The 20,105-nt window shown below is 59.1% G+C and carries 13 protein-coding genes; all 13 read right to left on the reverse strand.

Annotated features, from left to right (window positions below; translation table 11 throughout):
* Nucleotides 1–6: 6 nt before the first annotated feature.
* Nucleotides 7–513, reverse strand: coding sequence for a hypothetical protein (locus PYTT_RS07115; RefSeq protein ID WP_067771586.1), 507 nt, complete (start codon nucleotides 511–513; stop codon nucleotides 7–9).
* A 171-nt stretch (nucleotides 514–684) separates the two neighbouring features.
* Nucleotides 685–1,527 carry a PEP-CTERM sorting domain-containing protein gene (locus PYTT_RS07120; RefSeq protein WP_067771583.1) on the reverse strand — a complete coding sequence of 281 codons (843 nt, stop codon included), beginning with the start codon at nucleotides 1,525–1,527 and terminating at the stop codon, nucleotides 685–687.
* 376 nt (nucleotides 1,528–1,903) lie between these two features.
* Nucleotides 1,904–2,749 (reverse strand): PEP-CTERM sorting domain-containing protein, encoded by an 846-nt coding sequence (locus PYTT_RS07125; protein ID WP_067771580.1) that lies wholly within the window; start codon nucleotides 2,747–2,749, stop codon nucleotides 1,904–1,906.
* Between the two features lie 414 nt (nucleotides 2,750–3,163).
* A complete protein-coding gene (locus PYTT_RS07130) occupies nucleotides 3,164–4,027 on the reverse strand; it encodes a PEP-CTERM sorting domain-containing protein (protein ID WP_067771577.1) in 864 nt (287 codons plus the stop codon).
* Nucleotides 4,028–4,389: 362 nt separating this feature from the next.
* Nucleotides 4,390–7,551: an efflux RND transporter permease subunit gene (locus tag PYTT_RS07135; RefSeq protein ID WP_067771574.1), complete on the reverse strand. Its 3,162-nt coding sequence runs from the start codon at nucleotides 7,549–7,551 to the stop codon at nucleotides 4,390–4,392.
* 18 nt (nucleotides 7,552–7,569) lie between these two features.
* Complete coding sequence (locus tag PYTT_RS07140; protein ID WP_067771571.1) at nucleotides 7,570–8,856, reverse strand: efflux RND transporter periplasmic adaptor subunit; 1,287 nt, start codon at nucleotides 8,854–8,856, stop codon at nucleotides 7,570–7,572.
* Between the two features lie 12 nt (nucleotides 8,857–8,868).
* Nucleotides 8,869–10,290: a TolC family protein gene (locus tag PYTT_RS07145; RefSeq protein ID WP_067771568.1), complete on the reverse strand. Its 1,422-nt coding sequence runs from the start codon at nucleotides 10,288–10,290 to the stop codon at nucleotides 8,869–8,871.
* A gap of 7 nt (nucleotides 10,291–10,297) precedes the next feature.
* The gene (locus PYTT_RS07150; RefSeq protein WP_156850340.1) at nucleotides 10,298–10,687 is read right to left on the reverse strand and encodes a hypothetical protein; all 390 of its coding nucleotides are present in this window, start codon (nucleotides 10,685–10,687) and stop codon (nucleotides 10,298–10,300) included.
* A 417-nt stretch (nucleotides 10,688–11,104) separates the two neighbouring features.
* Nucleotides 11,105–13,246, reverse strand: coding sequence for a methylmalonyl-CoA mutase (scpA, locus tag PYTT_RS07155; RefSeq protein WP_067771562.1), 2,142 nt, complete (start codon nucleotides 13,244–13,246; stop codon nucleotides 11,105–11,107).
* 49 nt (nucleotides 13,247–13,295) lie between these two features.
* Nucleotides 13,296–15,347: a methylmalonyl-CoA mutase family protein gene (locus PYTT_RS07160; RefSeq protein WP_067771559.1), complete on the reverse strand. Its 2,052-nt coding sequence runs from the start codon at nucleotides 15,345–15,347 to the stop codon at nucleotides 13,296–13,298.
* Between the two features lie 325 nt (nucleotides 15,348–15,672).
* On the reverse strand, nucleotides 15,673–16,857 hold the full coding sequence (locus PYTT_RS07165; protein WP_067771556.1) for a serpin family protein: 1,185 nt from the start codon (nucleotides 16,855–16,857) through the stop codon (nucleotides 15,673–15,675).
* Between the two features lie 114 nt (nucleotides 16,858–16,971).
* Nucleotides 16,972–18,540: a glycosyl hydrolase family 18 protein gene (locus PYTT_RS07170; protein WP_067771553.1), complete on the reverse strand. Its 1,569-nt coding sequence runs from the start codon at nucleotides 18,538–18,540 to the stop codon at nucleotides 16,972–16,974.
* 18 nt (nucleotides 18,541–18,558) lie between these two features.
* Entirely contained in the window at nucleotides 18,559–20,010 is a 1,452-nt protein-coding gene (locus PYTT_RS07175) for a serpin family protein (RefSeq protein ID WP_067771549.1), read from the reverse strand.
* Nucleotides 20,011–20,105 lie beyond the last annotated feature (95 nt).

The raw sequence follows: 20,105 nt of genomic DNA on the forward strand, positions 1-20,105 counted from the left end.
GGGTGATTATTCCTCGGGCTGCACATGGGCTCCCTTACTGCCCAGATACGGCTTGACCAGTTCCAGAAAACGGCTGCGCGCCTCTTTGCCGAAGAAGGAGACGGTGCAGTTGAGCTCATACCGGTTGGGCGCATCGAGCGGCGTGAGCCAGATGCCGACGCTGTCCAGCACTTCGCCCTTGCTGCCCAGCAGAAGCAGGCGGTTCCAGCTTTCCCCGAAAAAGTCGGTGACTGAATCGGCTTTCCGGGAACGCGCCTTCGCGTTCTGCAGCACGGAGCGCATGGCCGCCGTATCTTCCGGAGAAAGGATGTGCATGCCGCCTCCGGCCCTGGCGATGCCGATGGCCGTGCAGTTTTGGGCGGCCTGCCGCAGAGCGGAGGTTCCCTGATAGGCGCCCGTGCCCGAATCCTGCGCCATGAAGGCTTCGTCGGGGCGGTCCTGTGTCCACTGGCAGGAGGAGCAAAGGGCTGCCGCCGCCAGTGCCGGTATCGTCAAAGAACGGGAAATCTTCATCAATGGATATTATACCGCCCGCGGCTCGGGCGAGTCAACGGAAAAGCCGTTTGTGACGCATTTGCCGTGTGCGTGCGTTGCGGGCAGGAGGGCGGCTTCCGCCATGCAAAACACCCTCCAAGACGCGGAGCATCCTGAAGGGCGGCATAGAGAGATGTTTTTCCGGAGAAATTATGCGTTGCGGCGGCGGCGGAATGCCATCGCTGCGAGGCCGAGGAGGCTGAGGCTGGCCGTAGCCGGTTCGGGAATGACGGACATGTAGGACAGCCCGTAGGAAGAGCCGCCGCCGGTAGCGGCTGCTCCGCCTGTACCTGTACGGGCATCGATTTGGATGGAGAGCTTATTGCCAGTCATGGTCAGGCCGGAAAGCATGGCGGCGAATCCCGTTTGTGCGGAAGATGTTCCGTTGCCCAATACCAGAGTGACGGAATTTCCGTTTGTGCTCCATGAAGAGGCCGTGGTGTTGCTGCAATAGAGCTCCGTATCGGAATTGATGTTTGCGATTGCTGCTCCTGTGATGGTAATGACGTAGCGGTTGCTGTAACCGGACATGTCGTTGACGAGGCCGCCGAAGGCCAGGTCGATCGTCTCGCCGACAGAGAATCCCGAAACGGAGTAGGTGGAAATGGTGCCATTATTGCCTCCGACAGCACCACTCGTGCGGTATGCAGCGGGAACATTGTAATGGGGGTTGACAGGAATAGTCTGGTTGTTGTACGACCAGATGCCGGCCGACCCCGTTTTGGTATAGCCGAAGGTGTAGCGCGAGGTAACTCCCTGAGTATCCATCAGAGAGAGTCCCTGGATGGTCGTATTGTTGGGACGCACAGTCGGAGTTCCGGTGGCAATGGCCGCTTTGTTCCACCAGTCCATGGTAACGGTAGCTGCGGGAGTGCTCGTGTTGGCAGCCGTTCCTCCGTCTGTGAAGTAGATGCGTGTTTCCTGCACGCGTGCCAGTGAGGCCGTGCTGCCGAACACGGAGAGAAGCGTTGCGAAAATCAGTGTTTTCTTCATATGTCAGAGGAGTGAATGATAATATGTTGTTTTATTGTAAACAAATTGCAGTAATAGCAATCTTGATTGTAGATTAAGGATAAGCTTTCATCTTGTCAATATTTTTTTTGATTTGTGAAGGAAAATATTGAAAGATGTATGTAAAATATGATCTATTCATTGCGTTTTAAATTGGAATTGAATAGATTGAGAATCTTTTTTCTTTTCTGCTCTTCGGCTTTTGAAAAATCCGGATTGCATGGACGAACTGCCCGGTACAACCATGCAGCAGAAGCCGTGCCGCGCAATCGGCTGGAACCACATCATAAAAACCCCCTCCAGAGTGACGGGCACCTTGGAGGGGGTGTATTGGAACGGATGTTTCCTGTAGAGATGTTTACTTGCGACGGCGACGGAGCGTCAGCACGGCAAGGCCGAGGAGGCTGAGGCTGGCCGTGGCCGGTTCGGGGATGATCGACATGTATGACAGGCCGTACGTCGCACCGCTGCCGCTGGCAACGCCGCCTGTGGTTTTATTTCTGGCATCGATCTGGATGTCGAGTGTGTTGCTCGTCATGGTCAGGCCGGAGAGCATGGCGGCGAATCCGGCTTGAGCATAGGTATTGCCGTCGCCGATTGTCAGCGTGATCGAGTTGCCGGATGTGCTCCAGGAGGAAGCGGTCGTTTTGCTGAAATAGATTTCCGAGTCGTTATTGATGTTGGCGATCGTCGCACCAGTAATGGTAATGACGTAACGGTTTTGTTGGGTCGTAATGGTGCCGTCGTTGACAAGGCCGCCGAAAGCCAGGTCGAGCGTATCGCCGACAGTAAATCCAGAGACGGAGTATTTGGAAATCGTGCCGTTGTTGCCGCCGGGCATGTAGCCGGAGCGGTATTGTTCGGGAACGTTATAATTGGGGTTGACGGGGGACGTGTGAACATTATAACCCCAGATACCGGCCGAACCCGTTTTGGTATAGCCGAAGGTATAGCGTGTTGTGACCCCCTGTGTATCCATGAGAGAGAGACCGTCGATTGCCGTGCCGGATGGGCGGACAGCCGGGCCTCCTGTGGTAATTGACACATCATTCCACCAATCCATGGTGACTGTGGCAGCCGGCGTGCTGGCATTGGCAGCGGCGCCTCCGGCCGTGAAATTGATGCGTGTTTCCTGCACACGAGCGAAAGCTTGTGTTCCTCCAAACAGAGAGAGCAGGGAGACGAAGAGAAGTGTTTTTTTCATATGATCAAGCAGATGCATTGGTAAGATGCTGCCGCGCCAATAATATTTTACAGTGCGCGACAGGATCAGAATCGCAGATTATTAATCCGCTGTCAAGCGGTAAAACTCATCTGCTTCACATTTCAATCATTCATGGAAATTGTCAGATTGGAAAAGGTAAGGTTTCATGTTGATTGAAATATCAAAAAATAATTCAATCCAATGAAAAAAAGTTTATTATAAATATCATAAAACATTACGGATTAATAATCCGTTTTTAGTGTTGAATATATGTTTTATTTTCAAGATTCGTATTATTTTGGATAATATATAAAATGATGGTGATGAGATGAATGCGGTGTGTTGACGATGCGAAAATCCCTCTGCCGGATAACCGTGCAGAGGGATAAGAAAGAACGGATTCGGTTGCCGTTTTCATGCGCGCCTTCGCCGCCATGCCAGAAGGCCCAGCCCGGCAAGGCACAGGCTGGCCTCTGCCGGTTCGGGTATTGCGCCGTATTTGGAAAGCACCATGTAGTTGAGAGCCGAGTTGTTATTGGCGACGCCTCCTCCCTCCGTGTTGGAACTGGAGTACATGGTCAGAGTCAGCGAACCGCCGTCTTCAATGTAAAAGCCCTGGAAGGAGGCGTACACGGCGGAACCGTTGTTGGCGCTGCTGTGGTTGCCGCCGATGAACCCGAAGGGATCGACCGTGGTGGCATTTGCCAGCGTGGAGGCCGCCGACCATGTGCCGGATGCCGCCCCTCCGGTGGAACCCATGGAATAGTAGGTAATGGAATCGCAGCTGGCGCTCAGGGACATGGCGCCTGCCAGATTGCCGTTGTTGCGTGCGCCCAGTACGTCCAGAGCATACCAGCCTGCGCTCAAACCGGTAATCGTGATGGTTGTGGGGTTGGCGTAGCTGTTTGCATTCCAGAAGCTTTGGATTGCTGCCGTTTCATAGCCCGCCGGGCCGCTGATGCCGGCCGGAAGCAGATTGCCGTCTGTGAGATTGGAGGCGCCCGGTTTCCAGTCGGGGCCTGCGCCAGTGGCAACGAGAGTGGTGGTCGTCAGCGTGCCGACGGATGTGCCGGATGAGTTGTGTATCGATTGGTTGAATGTAGAACCCGGCGTTGCCACGAGGCTCAGATTGTTCCATGAGTTGCCGGATGGAGTGCCTGTGGCGTCGCGTTGGAAGTTGATGAGGCATTCCCATTCCGTTTCGCTGGAGAATTGGGCCGCAGGCAGGAGGGTTCCGGAGCTCAGCAATGAGAGAATAGAGAGGTGAAGGATGTTCATGGCTATGGATGTTGATGTTTGGTCGGTATGCAGTGCGGTTGTTTCAGAGAAGGAAGCCGCCGGAAGAAGTATGCCGGATTACGTATCCGCTGTTGTGTGTGAAATTGCCAATCATTTGAGGTAAATATGTTGCGTTTTTCATGAATATGCAGGTTTCCACAGGTAGAGATGCGGGTCGTTTCTACAGTGAAAACAATGAGAATGTTGTATAATGTTAGTTTTTATTGTTGACTCGCGGATACGTAATCCGTTTTTTACATGTCTATTATGCGAGTGTGTGAAGGGGATGAGATGGGCGGCGTCGACGAAAAACGCCCCCTGCCGCTGGGGCGGGGGCGTGAAGCGGGTGGCGGCTAGTCCGATCAGACGTCTTTCTTGATCAGTTCCTTGCGGCGTGCCGAGATCCAGCGGCCGAACAGCTTGGCTGTGGCGGGGATGATGAGCAGGTTCAGGATGGTGGCGGAGACGAGGCCGCCGAATTGCACGATGGCGAGCGGGCCGAGCAGTTCGCCGCCGGGTTTGTCGATCGCCCAGATAAGGGGCAGGAGGCCCAGTACGGTGGTCAGCGAGGTCATGATGATGGGGACGACGCGTTCCTGCGAGCCTTCCCGGATGGCGTCTTCCAGCGAGCGGCCCTGATGCTCCAGATCCCTGTACCTGTTGAGCAGGATGAGGCCGCTGCGTATGGCGAAGCCGATGACGGTGACGAAGCCGACAATGGACGCGACGGAGAGGATGGGCGGAATGTAGGAGTCTCCGAAGAGGGAGGACAGGGTTTCCGGCGATGCGAGGAAGACGGCGACGATGCCGCCGACGAGGCACAGGGGGATGTTGACCAGCGTGAGCATGGCGCGCCGCACGCTGCCCAGTGCGGAGGAGAGCAGGAGGACGATGAGTACCATGACGATGGAGCCCAGAAGGTAGAGCCGCTGGGAGGCGGATTCGCGGGCCTTGATCGTGCCGTCGTAGTCCACGGTGCAACCCATGGCGTTCATGACGGGGTCCAGTTTCTCGCGGCATGCCTGCGCCAGGTCTCCGAGGTTGGAGTCCGGGGCGGGGTTGCAGGAGATCATGGCTTTGCGCATGGTGTTGTCGCGCAGGATGAGGTTGGATATTTCCTCCTTGTATACGTGAGCGACATCGTCCAGCTTGACGCTTCTCTTGTCCGGGCTGATGAGTTCCAGATTTTTGACGTCGTCCATGGAGGCGCGCAGGTTGGGTTCCTGCCGGAGTACGATGTTCCAGTGGTCCTGGTTTTTGATGACTTCACCGAGTTTCTGCCCGTTCATGGCGGTGGAGACCTGTTCCGCTGCGTTGGCCATGGTGAGGCCGTAGGCCGCGAGCGCTTCCGGGTTGTACTGGATGCGGACGGTGTCGACCATGATTTCACGGTTGGCGCGGGCATCGGCCACTTCCGGCATGCTGCTCAGGATTTCCCGTGCCTTTTGCGCGGCGAGGCGCAGCTGGGGGAGGTCCGTGCCGTAGATGTTGATGGCGATTTCCGAGTTGGAACCGGACAGGGCGGAGCTGATGCGGTGCGCCAGCGGGTAGCCGATCATGGAGCTTGTGCCGGGGATGTTGTCGATGCGTTTTTTGATTTCTTCCCGCAGTTTTTTCTGGTCCTGCTTCAGGTCCACGCGGACGAGGAGTTCGGAGGCGCTCACGGGTTCCGCATGCGCATCGTTTTCCGCGCGTCCGGTGCGCTGTGCGACGCTGAGTACGCCGGGGATATGCTGGATGTCTTTCATCGCCTGCCGGGAGATGCGCGTGGTTTCGTCCAGCGAGGTGCCGGGTACGGTGCTGACGAAGACGGTGTAGCAGTCTTCATTGAACGGGGGCAGGAAACTCGTGCCGAAGGAGGAGCCGAGCCAGAGCGCCAGCAGGGTGATGGCGGCCATGACGGCGCATACGGTTTTGGAGAATTTCATGCAGAGGTCGAGCAGAGGCGTGTACACGCGCTTGATGAGGCGTGCGCTGAAGGAGTCTCCGCTTTCCCGCGTGGCTTCATTCTTGCTTTTCTTGAACCAGATGTAGCATAAGACCGGGGTGATGGTGACGGCTACGATCAGGGATGCCAGCAGGGCCAGCATGTAGGAGATGCCCAGCGGGCGGAAGAACTGGCCTTCCAGCCCGGACAGGAAGAGTACCGGTGTGAAGACGAGCAGGATGATGACGGAGGAGAAGGAGATGGAGCCGATGATTTCTCCCTTGGCTTTCATCAGGACTTCGTATTTGCTCTTGCGCTGTTCCGGAGGCAGGGCGGCATTGCGGTTCAGGTGCCGCCATGCGATTTCCACGAAGATGATGGCGTTGTCCACCACATCGCCCACGGCGACGGCGAGGCCGCCCAGCGTCATGATGTTGATGGCCAGCCCGAAGAGGGGGAACATCGCCATGCCGAAGAGGACGGAGAGGGGCATGGAGATCAGCGTGATGAGGGCGGTGCGTACGTTCAGGAGCGTGAGGAAGAGGACGATCATGACGACGGCTCCGGCGATGAGCAGCGTTTCCATGCCGTTTTCCAGCGACATTTCAATGAAGTCCGACTGGCGGTACGCATTGGTATGCAGCTTCATGCCCTTGGGGAGCTGGCTTTGGCTGAATTCCTTCACGGCGTCGTCGACGGCCTGAGTCAGCGCGAGCGTGTTGGCTCCCGGCACTTTCTGGATGGAGAGGATGACGGCGTCTTCCTGCATGAAGCCTGCGTCGCCCCGGCGGGGTGCGCCGTCGATGCTGACGCTGGCGACGTCTTCAACTCGGATGGTGCCGGAGGGGTGCCCGGGGAGGATGGCGCGCCGTATCTGCTCCAGATTCATCATGCGGGAGTCCTGCTGGATGGGCAGTTCCTGCCCGGCGACGTCTTCCAGATAGCCCGCCGGGATGGTGGACTGGGATTCGGTGATGGCCGTTTTCAGTTCGTTCAGATCGACTTTGTTCTGCTTGAGCCTGTTGGGATCGTAGAGGATCTGGTATTCCGGCAGACGGCCGCCGAGGACGGTGATTTGCCCGACGCCGGGTATGCCGAGCAGCCTGTTCCGCAGTTTGTATTCGGCCAGTTGGCGCATGTCGAGCGGCGAGGTGTCCTTGTCTCCGGTCAGGGCGATGAGCATGATTTCACCGGTGACGGAGACGATGGGCGTCAGCTCCGGGGATACGCCTTCAGGCAGGGAGTCGCGTACGGCGGCGAGGCGTTCCGTGACGATCTGCCGGGCGCGGTAGATGTCCGTATCCCAGTCGAAGTCCACCCAGACGAAGGAGAGGCCGTTGCCGGAGGAGTTGCGGACGGCTTTGACTCCCGCCGTGCCGTTCATGGCGGAGGAGATGGGTATGGTGATGTACTGCTCTACTTCTTCGGCGGTCAGGCCGGAGGATTCCGTCTGGATGGTGACGCGCGGAACTTTCAGCTCCGGGAACACGTCCACCGGAGTGTTTTTGATTACAAAGATGCCGATGACGGCCAGTGCGATCGTCAGCAGGATGACGGTGATTCTGTTGTTCAGGCAGAATGAAATGAGGAAATTCATGTGCTTGTCCTGTGGAGGTTAGTCTTTTCCGTCGTGAAATTTGCCGTCGGCATGGAAGTGGCCTGCCGCTTTAGCGGGTGCGCCTCCGGCTGCCGGGAGGATGTATTTCAGCTCGTAGCCGCCTTTGGTGACGATGGTTTGGCCGGGCTCGATGCCCCTGACCGGGGTTTTGCCCAGGCGGGACGGCAGGGTTTCCACCTTCATCATGGTGAAGGTGTCGTCGCCCGTTTTCAGGAAGACGACATCGTCCACGCCTACTTTGACGACCGCGCTGTTGGGCACGGAGATGTAGTCGTGCGCATCGGCATCGCGGGAGTACAGGTCGAGCCGGGCGGGTTGTCCGGCGTAGGCCGTGGCCGGGAGCCGGGAGGGGGCGAAGTAGACGGCGCGGGATCCGGTCGCCGGATCAATCTGATCCGCTACCCGCAAGGTGCCGTCGAGCATTTCGGTATTTTTGCCGTTGCCCAGCGCGAGCCTTGCCTTTTGACGCTGCATGGGGACGGAGCCGTAGACGGTGGCGGCGAATTCGAGTTCACCGGCATTGGTCATCAGCAGCGCCGCTTTTCCCTGCTCGCCCCATGCGCCCTGGTTGAGGTCGATGGATTGTACGGAGCCGTCGCGCGCGGCTTGGATCTGGAGGATGCGGTCTTTCAGCTCTCCTCCCGCCGTGGCGATGCCGAGCTTGTCCGTGGCGGATGTGAGCGCGGTGGACAGGCTGTTGACTTCCGCTTGCTTGAAGCTGATGGAGGTGTTCAGCTCGCTGTTTTGCGTGCCGATCTGTTCCAGCCGCGTGCGGCGCTGCTGGAGGGCGTCCAGCTCGGCGGTTGCACGGTCCAGAGCGGCCCGGGCCATGGCGACATTGCCCTGCATCTCCACGATGTCGGGCGAGGCCAGCGTGTAGAGCAGGTCTCCCTTGTGTACGTTCTGGGCCGATTTGACATGGAAGGTGACGCGGCCCGGAGACGGCAGTGCGTAGGTTTCGACCGCGTGGGGCGGAATGACCATTTGCCCGTGGATGGTTTGGTTCGCTTCGTCCGAAGCGGCTCCGGCCTTTTCAAAGCGCATGTCGAGGGAGTGGATAGCCTTGGCATCCAGCTTGAGCTGTACCGGCTGGCCGGATTCGGCGTGCGTGTGCTGGTGTTCGTCTTCGGCCTCGTGGTCGTGGTCGGCGTGTTCTTCTTCGGCGTGGCCGGCTGCACCCTCTTCATGGGAGTGCTCGTCGGCTTTGGCTTCGGCGGCGTGGGTGCTGTTCAGGCTCAGCATGGCGGCGAACCCGTACAGGACGGAAAGGTATAAATTTTTCATCGTATCGAATGGTTATGGTTGAATGTCGGTGTTGGCAAGGTGGCGCAGTTGCGCCTGAATGGAATGGAGTTTGCCGAGGCTGTTCAAAAAGGCCAGTCGGCTTTCATAGAGCTGGTGGCGCGCTTCCGCTACTTCCGGAAGGGTGCTTTCACCGAGCGCATAGAGTTTCTCCATGGTCTGCACGGAGGCGGCGAATGTATTCATGCGCTGCTGTTCGGCTCGGCAGTGGGCGGTGACGAGCTTCTGGTTGGCTGCAAGTTCTTCCGCCTTGAAGAGCGATGCGCGCCACGCCTGGACGGTTTCGAGCCGGGCGGAGTCACGCGCACCGCCGGATTCCGCGATGGCCTTCCGGTTGCGGTTCCAGAGCGGGATGTCGAAGCCGAAGGTCGGTCCCAGTTCGTTCTCGCCGTCGTCGCGGGTGAAGGAGGGCCCCAGCCGGAGTTCGGGATACTGCTTGCGGATTTCCGTTTTCAGCAGGGTTTCCGTGGTGGCGTATGAAGCCAGTTGCGCTTTGATTCCGGGTGCTGCCGCCAGTGCGGCGGGCGATGGCGCGGAGACGGCTGCCGGGATGCTGAGGGTCTGATCGTTGATGAAGTTCAGGGTGTTCAGCGCGGTGGCATGGAGTCCCATCAGTTGAAGCAGGGCCAGCTTCTGTTCCTGTTCCGCTTCCGTGACGGTTTGAAGCTCGCGCGTCGCGTCGTTGAAACGCTGAGCCGCCAACTGGCGGGTGGCGAAGTCGGCTTCACCGGCATTCACCAGTTTCTCGATCTTGTCCGCTTCCGATTGCATGGTCTGCAATCTTTCCCGGATGAGCGATTGGCGCAGTTTCGACATGGAGAGTTCGCTCCATGCCTGATCCAGAGAGGTGAGGAATTCCTGCTCTTTCTGGCGCAAGGCCCAGAAGTCCGCTTCCTTGTACTGCTCCGCCACTTTGCGGGCGAGAGCCGGAAGGCCGGTGACGGGGATGGTGAAGCTGAGGTCGCCCGCCATGTTGGCATGGTTGGCGTTCAGCACCTGCTGGACATCCCATGAGAAGGACGGGTCGTTCCACCATCCTGCTTGGATGGCCGCGTTGCTGCTGTTGGCCAGTTTCAGACGGGCCTTGTTGAGCTCCGGATTCAGCGTGAGGCCGATCTGGCGGGCCTGATGCATGTTGACGGGCTGGTTCCCGATGGATCGGGATGTCTGCTCCCATTGGGAGGTTTCGGTCTCAAGGTCGATGGGCCGGCTGTTGTAAACGGCGCATGCGCCTAACAATCCGATGCCGCCCATGCCGAGATAGCGTGCAATATTATACATGATGTATTGGTTGATTTGAATGGGTTTCCGGCGGTGGCCGGGAGGAATCGCATGGATTTCCTGAATGGATGGAGGCGCACAGCGCGCCATCATGGAAGCGCCTTCCGGGCAATGGTGCCGGAGGGCTGCAGGCATTCAACCGTTAAATCAACAGGGGGGTAAGGTACCCCGTGTAAGGCTGTGAGACGACCCGTAGCGGAGGGTCGGGCAGGGAGACTTCGCTGTCCGCCTCCTGAGGCAGGGCGCAGAGATGGAGGTACGGTTCTGCGAAAGCAGGGGGAATGCACCAGAGTTGCCGGGGTACAGAAATTTCGGGCGAGGCGACCGGAGCATTCCAGTCTCCGGAGGTCAGATGCTGGTGGGAGCAATGGTGCTCCATGAGGGATCGGTGAGCAGGCTGGCCGTCAATCGCCACTGAAGGCGAGTCGCAGGTGGCATTGCTGCTGCTGCATGCGCAGGTGTCCTGAAAGATTTCATCATGGCACGGGCACACGGAGACCATTCCCATACTGCCGAGTATTCCGAACAGCATGGGCAAAAGTATCAGGATGAAGCGCCGCACTCCAGTCATTCAGGAATCAATCTAAAGAGTGGCGAGCGTCTTGTCAAGCAGGAAGGCGAATATGACAGGGGCGGCGGCTCGCCATTCAGTTGCCCCGTGTGGACAAGGATTGAACAGAGAGCCACAGATTGCACTGATTTTTGATTAGGGAGATGCGTGTTTTTATTGATGATTCAAACAGTTGTGTTCTTGTGCGGAGCGTTCCGCCAGTCCGATTTCATCCTTGGCTTGGTACGTTGTTTCTGCAACGCTGCTTCCATACAAAATATTCGAATCCGGGCAAATCGGTGGACTCTGTGGCAGGAGATGTGCCGCCTCTGGCGGATGCAAAACGCCCCCTGCCGTTGGGGCAGGGGGCGTGAAAGTGCGTTGTGCGGAGGCTTCGCGTCAGGCGAGGTGCTTGTTGAGCACGTCCATGATTTCTTCCGCTGCAGCCGGGATGTTGGTGCCCGGACCGAAGATGGCCTGTGCGCCGTGTTCGCGGAGGAAGCCGTAGTCCTGTGCGGGGATAACGCCGCCGCAGAAGACGAGGATGTCCGGGCGACCCTGCTTCTTGAGCTCTTCGATGAGCGTGGGAAGAAGCACTTTATGGCCTGCTGCGAGCGAGCTCATGCCGATGATGTGCACGTCGTTTTCGATGGCCATTTTGGCGGTTTCTTCCGGGGTCTGGAAGAGCGGGCCTACGTCCACGTCGAAGCCGAGGTCGGCATAGGCGGAGGAGACGACCTTGGCGCCGCGGTCGTGGCCGTCCTGACCCATCTTGGCGATGAGGATGCGAGGGCGGCGTCCTTCGCGTTCGGCGAATTCGTCGGTGAGGTTGCGTACTTTGTCCATGAGGGGATCCTTGCCGTAGGAAGCTCCGTAGACGCCGGTGATGAGCTTGATCGGAGCCTTGTGGCGGCCGAAGTGCTTTTCGAGGGCGAGGGAGATTTCTCCGAGGGAGGCGCGGGCGCGGGCGGCCTTGATGGCCATGTCGAGCAGGTTGCCTTCGCCGGTTTCGGCGCATTTGGAGAGTGCTTCGAGGGCTGCTTCGCAGGCGGCTCCGTCGCGTTCGGCGCGGAGTTTCTGGAGGCGGGCGATCTGGGCTCCGCGCACGGCGTCGTTGTCCACCTGAAGGATGTCGATTTCGGCTTCCTGTTCGAGGCGTTGTGTGTTTACGCCGACGATGGGTTCACTGCCGGAGTCGATGGCTGCCTGTCGGCGCGCGGCGGCTTCTTCGATGCGCATTTTGGGCAGGCCGGTTTCAATGGCCTTGGCCATGCCGCCGAGGGATTCGACTTCCTGAATGTGTTCCCAACCCTTGCGGATGAGTTCGTTGGTGAGGTATTCGACGTAGTAGGAACCGCCCCACGGGTCGATGACCTTGCAGATGCCGGTTTCGTCCTGCAGGTGCAGCTGGGTGTTGCGTGCAATGCGGGCGGAGAAGTCCGTCGGCAGGGCGATGGCTTCGTCGAGCGCGTTGGTGTGCAGGGATTGCGTGTGGCCGCAGGAGGCGGCGAGGGCTTCGATGCAGGTGCGTGCGACGTTGTTGAAGGGGTCCTGTTCGGTGAGGGACCAGCCGGAGGTCTGCGAGTGCGTGCGAAGGGCCATGGATTTGGCGTTCTTCGGGTTGAACTGCTTGATGATTTTGGCCCAGAGGACGCGGGCAGCGCGCATCTTGGCGACTTCCATGAAGTAGTTCTTGCCCTGCGCCCAGAAGAAGGAGAGGCGGGGGGCGAAGGCGTCGATGTCGATACCGGCCTTGATGCCTGCGCGGACGTACTGGAGGCCGTCGGCGAGGGTGTAGGCCATTTCGAGGTCGGCGGTGGCCCCTGCTTCCTGCATGTGGTAGCCGGAGATGGAGATGGAGTTGAACTTCGGCATGTTCTTCGAGGTGTATTCGAAGATGTCCGCGATGATGCGCATGGAGGGGTCCGGCGGGTAGATGTAGGTGTTGCGCACCATGTATTCCTTGAGGATGTCGTTCTGGATGGTGCCGGTGAGCAGCTCCTGGGCGACGCCCTGTTCTTCTGCGGCCACGATGTAGAAGGCGAGGATCGGGAGGACCGCGCCGTTCATGGTCATGGAGACGGACATTTTGTCCAAGGGGATGCCGCTGAAGAGGATTTCCATGTCGAGGATGGAGTCGACGGCCACACCGGCCTTGCCGACATCGCCGACGACGCGCGGGTGGTCGGAGTCGTAGCCGCGGTGGGTGGCAAGGTCGAAGGCGATGGAGAGGCCTTTCTGGCCCGCCGCGAGGTTGCGGCGGTAGAAGGCGTTGGATTCTTCAGCGGTGGAGAAACCGGCGTACTGGCGCACCGTCCAGGGGCGGGCGACGTACATGGTGGCGTACGGTCCGCGGAGGAAGGGGGCGATGCCGGCGGTGTAGCCGAGGTGCTTGCAGTCGCCGTAGACGGCCTGGTCGTACACGGGGTCGATGGCGATCTGTTCGTTGCTCATCCACGCATCGGATGCATGGGAGGGGGCTGCCGCTCCGGTTTTCGTTTCGGGGTAGGCAACGTTGGCAAAATCGGGGATATTGCTCATTTTAATATGGAAATGTTTTTGTTGTTAATGGTTCCGGGGTGGGTGCCGATCAGATGCCGAGCTTGTTCTGCAGGGTGTCGAGCACATCGTGGCAGTTGGCGCGCACATGGATGAACATGTCCACTCCGGCTGCTTCGAAGGCAGGCACTTGTTCTTTCGGATACCCGGCGAGCATGATGGTCATGTCCGGCTTGGCTGCCTTCACGGCTGCGCAGAATTCGGGTGCGATGTCGCCGTAGGTGTCGTCCGTGGAGCAGATGACGCATGCGCCGAGGCCGCTCTTCACGGCTGCGTCCGCAGCTTCCTGCACGGTTTTGAATCCGGCGGGGTACATGGTGTCGAAGCCGCCGGCGCGCAGGAAGTCCTGCGAGAAGTCGGCGCGTGCCTTGTACTGGCGCAGCGGGCCCATGGTGGCGAGGAAGACTTTCGGGCGGCTGCCCGTCTTCGCCTGGTAGGCGACGGCTTTGTCGAGGAGGCGTTCGAAGCGTTCCGTGGCATGGCGCACGGGGAGGGGTTCGACGGTGATGCCGACGGGGCATGCATAGATGCCTGCGAGGGCTTTCTGGATGCCGCAGGTGGTGGCGGAGCCGAGTACGGCGGTTACGTCTTCCACGCTGTCTCCCTGAAGGGCGACTTCGGCCGCATCGGCATGGCAGCACTTCGGTGCGCCTGCATCGGCACCCTTGGCGGGGCATGCTCCGGTTTCAAGCGGTTTTTCTTCGAGGTTGACGTAGCGGTTGACGCCGACGTAGGTCTGGCGGCGCTGGTCGGCGAATTCGAAGCGCTTGGCTGCGGTGGCGTTGATGTCTTTCTGGACGGAACCCGTTTTGAGGGCGGAGACCATGCCGCCTTCGGATTCGATTTTCTGGAAGCGTTTCCAGGATTCCCTGGCGACTTCGTCGGTGAGGGTTTCGATGTAGTAGGAGCCGCCTGCGGGGTCCACGACTTTGTCGAGGTTGCATTCGCCCTGCAGGATGAGCTGGACGTTGCGGGCAATGCGGCGGGCGAATTCGTCCGGACGGCGCACTCCGGCGTCGAAGGGGGTGACGTCGAGGCTGTCCACGCCGCCGATGACGGCGGAGAAGGCCTGTGCCGTGCCGCGAAGCATGTTCACCCACGGGTCGACCTTGGAGATGGTCCAGGAGGAGGTGGCGGCGTGCAGTTTGATCTTGGCGGATTCTTCCGAGCCGCCGCAGGCGACGACGATCTGCGCCCAGAGCATGCGGAGTGCGCGGATTTTGGCGATTTCAAGGAAGAGGTTGGAACCGACGCCTACGGTGAAGCGGATGCGGGGTGCGACCTGGTCTACGCTGAAGCCGGCGGCTTCCATGGCGCGGAGGTAGGTGACGGCGGTGGCGATCATTGCGGCCACTTCGTCGAAGGCGGATGCTCCCGCATTATGGTAGGGCAGGCCGGATACGCCGATGGTTGCGAAGTCGTCGGTCGTGTTGGCGAGAGCCCATTTCATCATGGAGGCCATTTGTTTCTTGGCGCCGCAGAAGCCCATGCCGCCGCAGATGCTGCCTTTCATGACGAGCTTGCCCAGCGGGTCGAAGAGGACGCCGCCCTTGAGGGTCCTGGAGCCGTAGCCGTTGTTCCTGGCAGCTTCCGCCAGCATGGAGAGCGTGGCGAGGCCGCAGGAGCCGAGGGAGACGTAGACGGGGGTAGCGGCGAGGTCGATGCCTTTCAGGGCCGTGTTCCAGTCTGCGAGGTTGGAGAGTTTGACGCCTTTCTTGCAGTTGAGCGTGATGTTGACGGCAGTGCCTCCCTTGGAGAGTTCTTCGAGGGCTTTCTTGTTGAAGCCTTCGGGGGAGCATGCCTGGATGCCCTGGGCGATGTCCCACGGCTTGGAGCGGTAGCCGAGCGGGCGCGTGCCGCGACGGTACGGGAATTGCCCGGGCTCGTCGATGGCGGTTTTCACGTCCTCGGCGTTATAGATGGGATTGAGAGTAATCCCGTCCACAAGCTTGGTGAAAAGTGTTTTGTCGAAATCGGCGCCTTTCAGCGCCTCTACCGCAGCGTCACGCCATTCGGCGTATGTAGCGGGTGCGAACTCTTCGAAGCTGACCTCCGAAGCCTGTTTTTCATTTCCCTGTTGCATGGCGAAGTCAATTGGGTCTCGGTTGAATGTATATCGGCCACGATGGCAGACCGAGCTTGCCGTCGTGTGTCTACATGATGCTACAAGCTTTTCTGATTGTCCAGCCCGAAAAAACGGGCCGGAGGGAAAAGCGGGTTCCGTTGTCGCATGAAGTATAATGCGCGGGGCGGGGAGTGCATTTTCTGAATGTTGGAGGAGAGTTCGTTATGCGCCTTTTTCTGCTGTTTTCGTGCCGGGCGGCCGCTTGCGGTGCGGGATCGCGCAAAAAAGGAGACCGGAAGCGGTCCGGTCTCCTGAAAAGTGTTTGATGGATGCAACGGGCGGGTTACGGTTCGCGGACGATGCCCATGAAGAGGGCGGGGGAGTCCGTCGAGTCCCGGTCGGGAACGATCATCCAGACGAAGGGGCGGTCGAGCGCGAAGCTGATGCGTTCTTTGGGAACCATCGCGCTCCTCATCATCATGACGGCGGCCGTGGCTGCCGCCGCTTCCGTGCCGTCTTCATCGACGGCGACGAAGCATTTCTGGTACACGGCCGAGACGTACAGGGGCATCTTGGTGGTCGTCATTTTCGAAAAGTCGGCATTTTCGCCGAAGGCATCGTCCATGCCCATGTTTTTCAGGGGTTCGGAGAGGTCGCTGTCCGCCTCGAACTTGAATTTCGGCATGAAGAGTTCGACGGTAGGTTTCTCGCCTTCCGTGTTGCGCGCATTGTTGAGCGATTTGCGGATGTTGGAGAGCGAGTCGGGCGTGAGCGAGCGGACGAAGTCATCCACGGAGACGCCTTCGGGCGGCAGGATGGCGATCATCGCGCCGATGGTTTTGCCCTCGATGTTTTTGCCTTCACCGGGGCGGTAATCCAGTGAGATGGCACTGTATTCCTTGGTGACGACGCAGGGGAGGATGGAGGACTGGAACATGGTGGGTACCTGTTTCACGGCGCCGTTTTCCCGCTTGAAATCGCGGTTCGTCGTCTGAGCCGCCTTGAAGGGTGACATCCACTTGTCTTTCATGTAGATGGCATTGACGGCGACGAGGCGGGTCATCGGGTTGATGCTGTTGGGAGGCAGCAGGTCCTTGATACGGTCATGCGTGACTCCTTCCACCCATTTGTTGATGGTGAGACGGGAGGGATCGGGCTGCCCGGAGAAGTCGATATTCACCACGCTGTCTTTCGGCAGGGCTGCGGCATAGGCCGGGGCGATGGGGAAATCGGTGTTGATGTAGACGCGGTTGGCCGTTTCGAGCGAGAGTCCTGTGGTATCAGAGATGGCGGCAAGGCCGGATGTGTCTCCAAGTACGGCCTGCATCTGCTTGAGCGTGTTGCCCCCGGCTCCCGGAGTGAGCAGGGAGAGGCAGGATGCCGCCGAATAGGGGGATATGCAAACGTTGCCCTTGGCGGTTTTGGAAACCTGCTGAAGGAGGTCGATGTCGAATTTTTGTCCATCGGATGCGAAGGCTGTGCCGAGACCCACCATGGAGCAAATGAGCAGTTGGTTGATGTTTGCCATAAAGTAGAGTGTACGTGAAAAGGTAAATTGTTCAATAAAAATGTTTTTCTTCGATTTTTTTTGATGGGGGGCGAGGCGGGGTGCGCCTGATTGCTTGCCTGCGCCGTTTCGTTTTTACCTGCGCCCCTTGAGAATTTCATTGATGACGGGCAGGAGCGCCTTCGGGTGCCGATAGTCGGTTTGTCCTTTCCGGGCATCCGTGCGCACGTCGCCGCCCATGTCCCAGTACATGATGCCGCGCAGTTTCTGCGCTTTGGCGTATTCGCATTTTTTGCGGATGGTGGCGGGGCCGTTGAAGGTCATTTTGCGTTTGGTGCCGTCCGGATAGGTGAATTCCGCGGTGTCTGCTGTGGGCGGAAGGTTGGGGTGCTGTGCGACGATGTCGCTGTAGAGGCGTACGGAATCGGCCTTGGCGTCGCCCGTGCCCTGGAAGGGGACGCTGAGCATGATTTTGCTGTCCGGGAAGCCTTGCTTGCGGAAGGCGGCCAGCGAGCGGGTGAAGTCGTCGAAGGGGTAGCGGGCGGAGCTGGGGCCGTAGTTCTGGAAGGTGAAGTAGTCCACGGCGTCGATGCCCTTTTTCGGCATGCGGTAGCAGACGACGTGTAGGGAGATGGTGAAGCACATGTCCGGCTGAGCCTTGCGGATGCGCTGGGCGAGATCCGCGTAATTGTCCCATTGCCGGGCGGGAGGGTCTCCCTTGTAGGGGCCTTCGATCCATTCGAAGTCGAGGTCGACGCCGTCCAGCTTGTAGCGGTTGACAATGGAGGCGATTTCGCCGGCGAATTTCTGGCGGGCTTTCGGGTCGCGGAGCATGTCCTTCCATGCACCGCCCGCGATGCCGAGCCGTACCATGTGGTCGGCGGGGTTGCGAAGGCGGGAGCGAATCCATGCGATCTGGGATGCCCATGAGGCTTTGTCTTCGCCCATGCTGCGCTTGGTATCCGCAGGGAGGTGGAAGTACAGCAGCCTGTCCGCCCATGTGGGGGAGATGTCGCGTCCCAGCCGCGTGGCGGGGCGTGCTTCCTTCCATACGCGCAGTTCATCCATCATGCCCGTGTAGCCGGAGCCGATGAGGGTGGCATTGCCGATGCTTGTGAGCGGCTGGCTCTGGCCGGGTAGAAGTGCGACGGCTTTGCCGTTCACGAAGAGAGACGGGATTCCTTCCTTGACGACGCAGCCAAGCTGCACCCATTGCCCGGCGGGTACAGCGGGGATGCTGCCCTGATAGGTGTTTGCACCGTTCTGGATGGAGAGGGTGTCTCCCTTCCATGCGATGCGGAAATCGCCCGAGCGGATGAGTTCGGCATTCTGTGCGCCTTGCGGAGCATAGGAGGCTTCGAAGGTGAATGTCTTGAGATCCTGCGGGAGGACGATTCCCGGGATGGACATGAAGGCCTTGGGCCCCTTGAAGGCGAAGACTCCTTCCCTCCCGGCATGGGTTTTCAGCCAGGTGACGCCGTTGAATTTCGTGGCGCGGAAATCGGAAACGCCCGTGAGGGTGCCGTCGGCAGCCACGGAGGCGTTCATGTAGATGATGTCGGTTGTCTTGTTGAGGTGTTCGTCGCCGATCCAGTTCCAGCGGATGTGGCCGCCGCGAGAAGGAAGAGGCTGCAGGTGCGCAGGAAGGATGTTGCTGTCATGGGAAATGGCAAGGAGGATTGACGTTTTCCAGAGTAAAGGCATGAATCCGAAAAGACGAGGCTAATGTGGAGGCAGGGGCGGCAGGGGTGTTCCGAGTTCAAGTCCTGGACCCCATGGTATATCGCAGTCTTTCGTGTTCATGGGGACGTTGATCATTTTTATTCGTTTGGGATGAGGAGGTTCTGAAAGTTTTTGTGACTTATGAGCCGTGGATGTTGTGCGGCCGGGTTTGTTTTTTGGGGAGGTCGTGACGGGAAAATGAGGCTCTTTCACCATGCCGATGAAGACGGGATGGTTATGTTGTTCTGGCAGATGATCGGAGTAGAGGGGGGCAAGGTCAATGGAAGGGACAATGAGCCAGACGAATGGCCGGTTGATCGTGAAGGGGACCGGATCGTCCGAGCCTCCATCGCGGATGCCCATGGTGGCGACCATGGCCGTGGATGCCGCGCCTTCCGTGCCTTGTTCATCAATGCGGATGGAGCATTTCTGGATGAAGGAGTCGAGTGGAAGGGGGGGGTGGGCCGTCGTGATGCGAGGGAAGCCGTGGTCTGGTGAGAAGGCGGCTTTCAGTCCCATGTTTTTGAGGATGGGGATGAGGTTCGTTTCAGAAGCCATCTGGAATTTGGGTAGAGACAGGAGCATGGTTCTGATGGAGGACGTTTCCGGGGTGCTGCTCAAGCTTCTGCGGATGGCGGTCAGTTTGCCGGCGGTCAGGGATTGGACGAAGGTGTCGATTGTCATGCCTTCCGGAGGCAGGATGAAGATCATGCCTGCTCCGGGTCTCAAGCTGTGTGTTCCCTTGATCGGTTTCGGGACGAAGGGGAGGGCGACGGCGCTGTATTCGGGGGTGATGGTGCAGGGAAGCGCGGTTTGCAGGTGCATGGCCGGTACCTGTTTGGTGGTGCCGTCGGTGAGTGTGAAGGGGGCGTCGGTGGTGTATTGTTCATCGAATTCATTGTCCCATCGGTCTTTGATGTAAAAGGCATTGATGGCTGCAAGAGTTGTTTCGGGAGAGATTTGCCCGGGTGCAAGGAGTTCGCCGATCAGTCCGTGCGTGGCGGTTTCGACCCACTGGTTGATCGAGGTTCGTGCCTGTTCCGGGTTGTTGCGGAAGTCGATTCCGGTCACGCTGCTGCCGGGCAGTTGTGTTGTATAGGTTGGGCTGATGGGGAGCCTTGAATCCAGATAGAGGCGATTGGCGGATTCGATGTACAGGGAATCCGCTTTTCCTGCCTTGATGAGTGGCGAGAGGTCGCCCAGCGCGGTTTCCAGTTCGAGGTGCGTTTGGGGGGATGCTCCGGGAGCAAGCAACGTGATGGTTTCCGCTGCCGAGTAGGGGCATAGGCAGATGTTGCCGCTATTTGCTTTGGCGGCATTCTGGAGTAGTGATACGATGAAGTGGCTTCCTGTGTTTGCTTGTTTGGGTGGCGATGCAGGTTGAGCCGTTTGTGCCGCGTGGGCAATGGCGGCAAGCAGGAGGAGGGGAAGGATGCGGATGGCGAGTTTCATGGCAGGGAGCGTGCGACTTGAGGTGTGGCCGATAGGCCGTGATTGAACGTTGTCCGAGTGCCGCCGGGGAACGATGCTGGTGCATGCGGGTGTCG

Source organism: Neoakkermansia glycaniphila, from assembly GCF_900097105.1.
GTDB classification, from domain to species: domain Bacteria; phylum Verrucomicrobiota; class Verrucomicrobiia; order Verrucomicrobiales; family Akkermansiaceae; genus Akkermansia; species Akkermansia glycaniphila.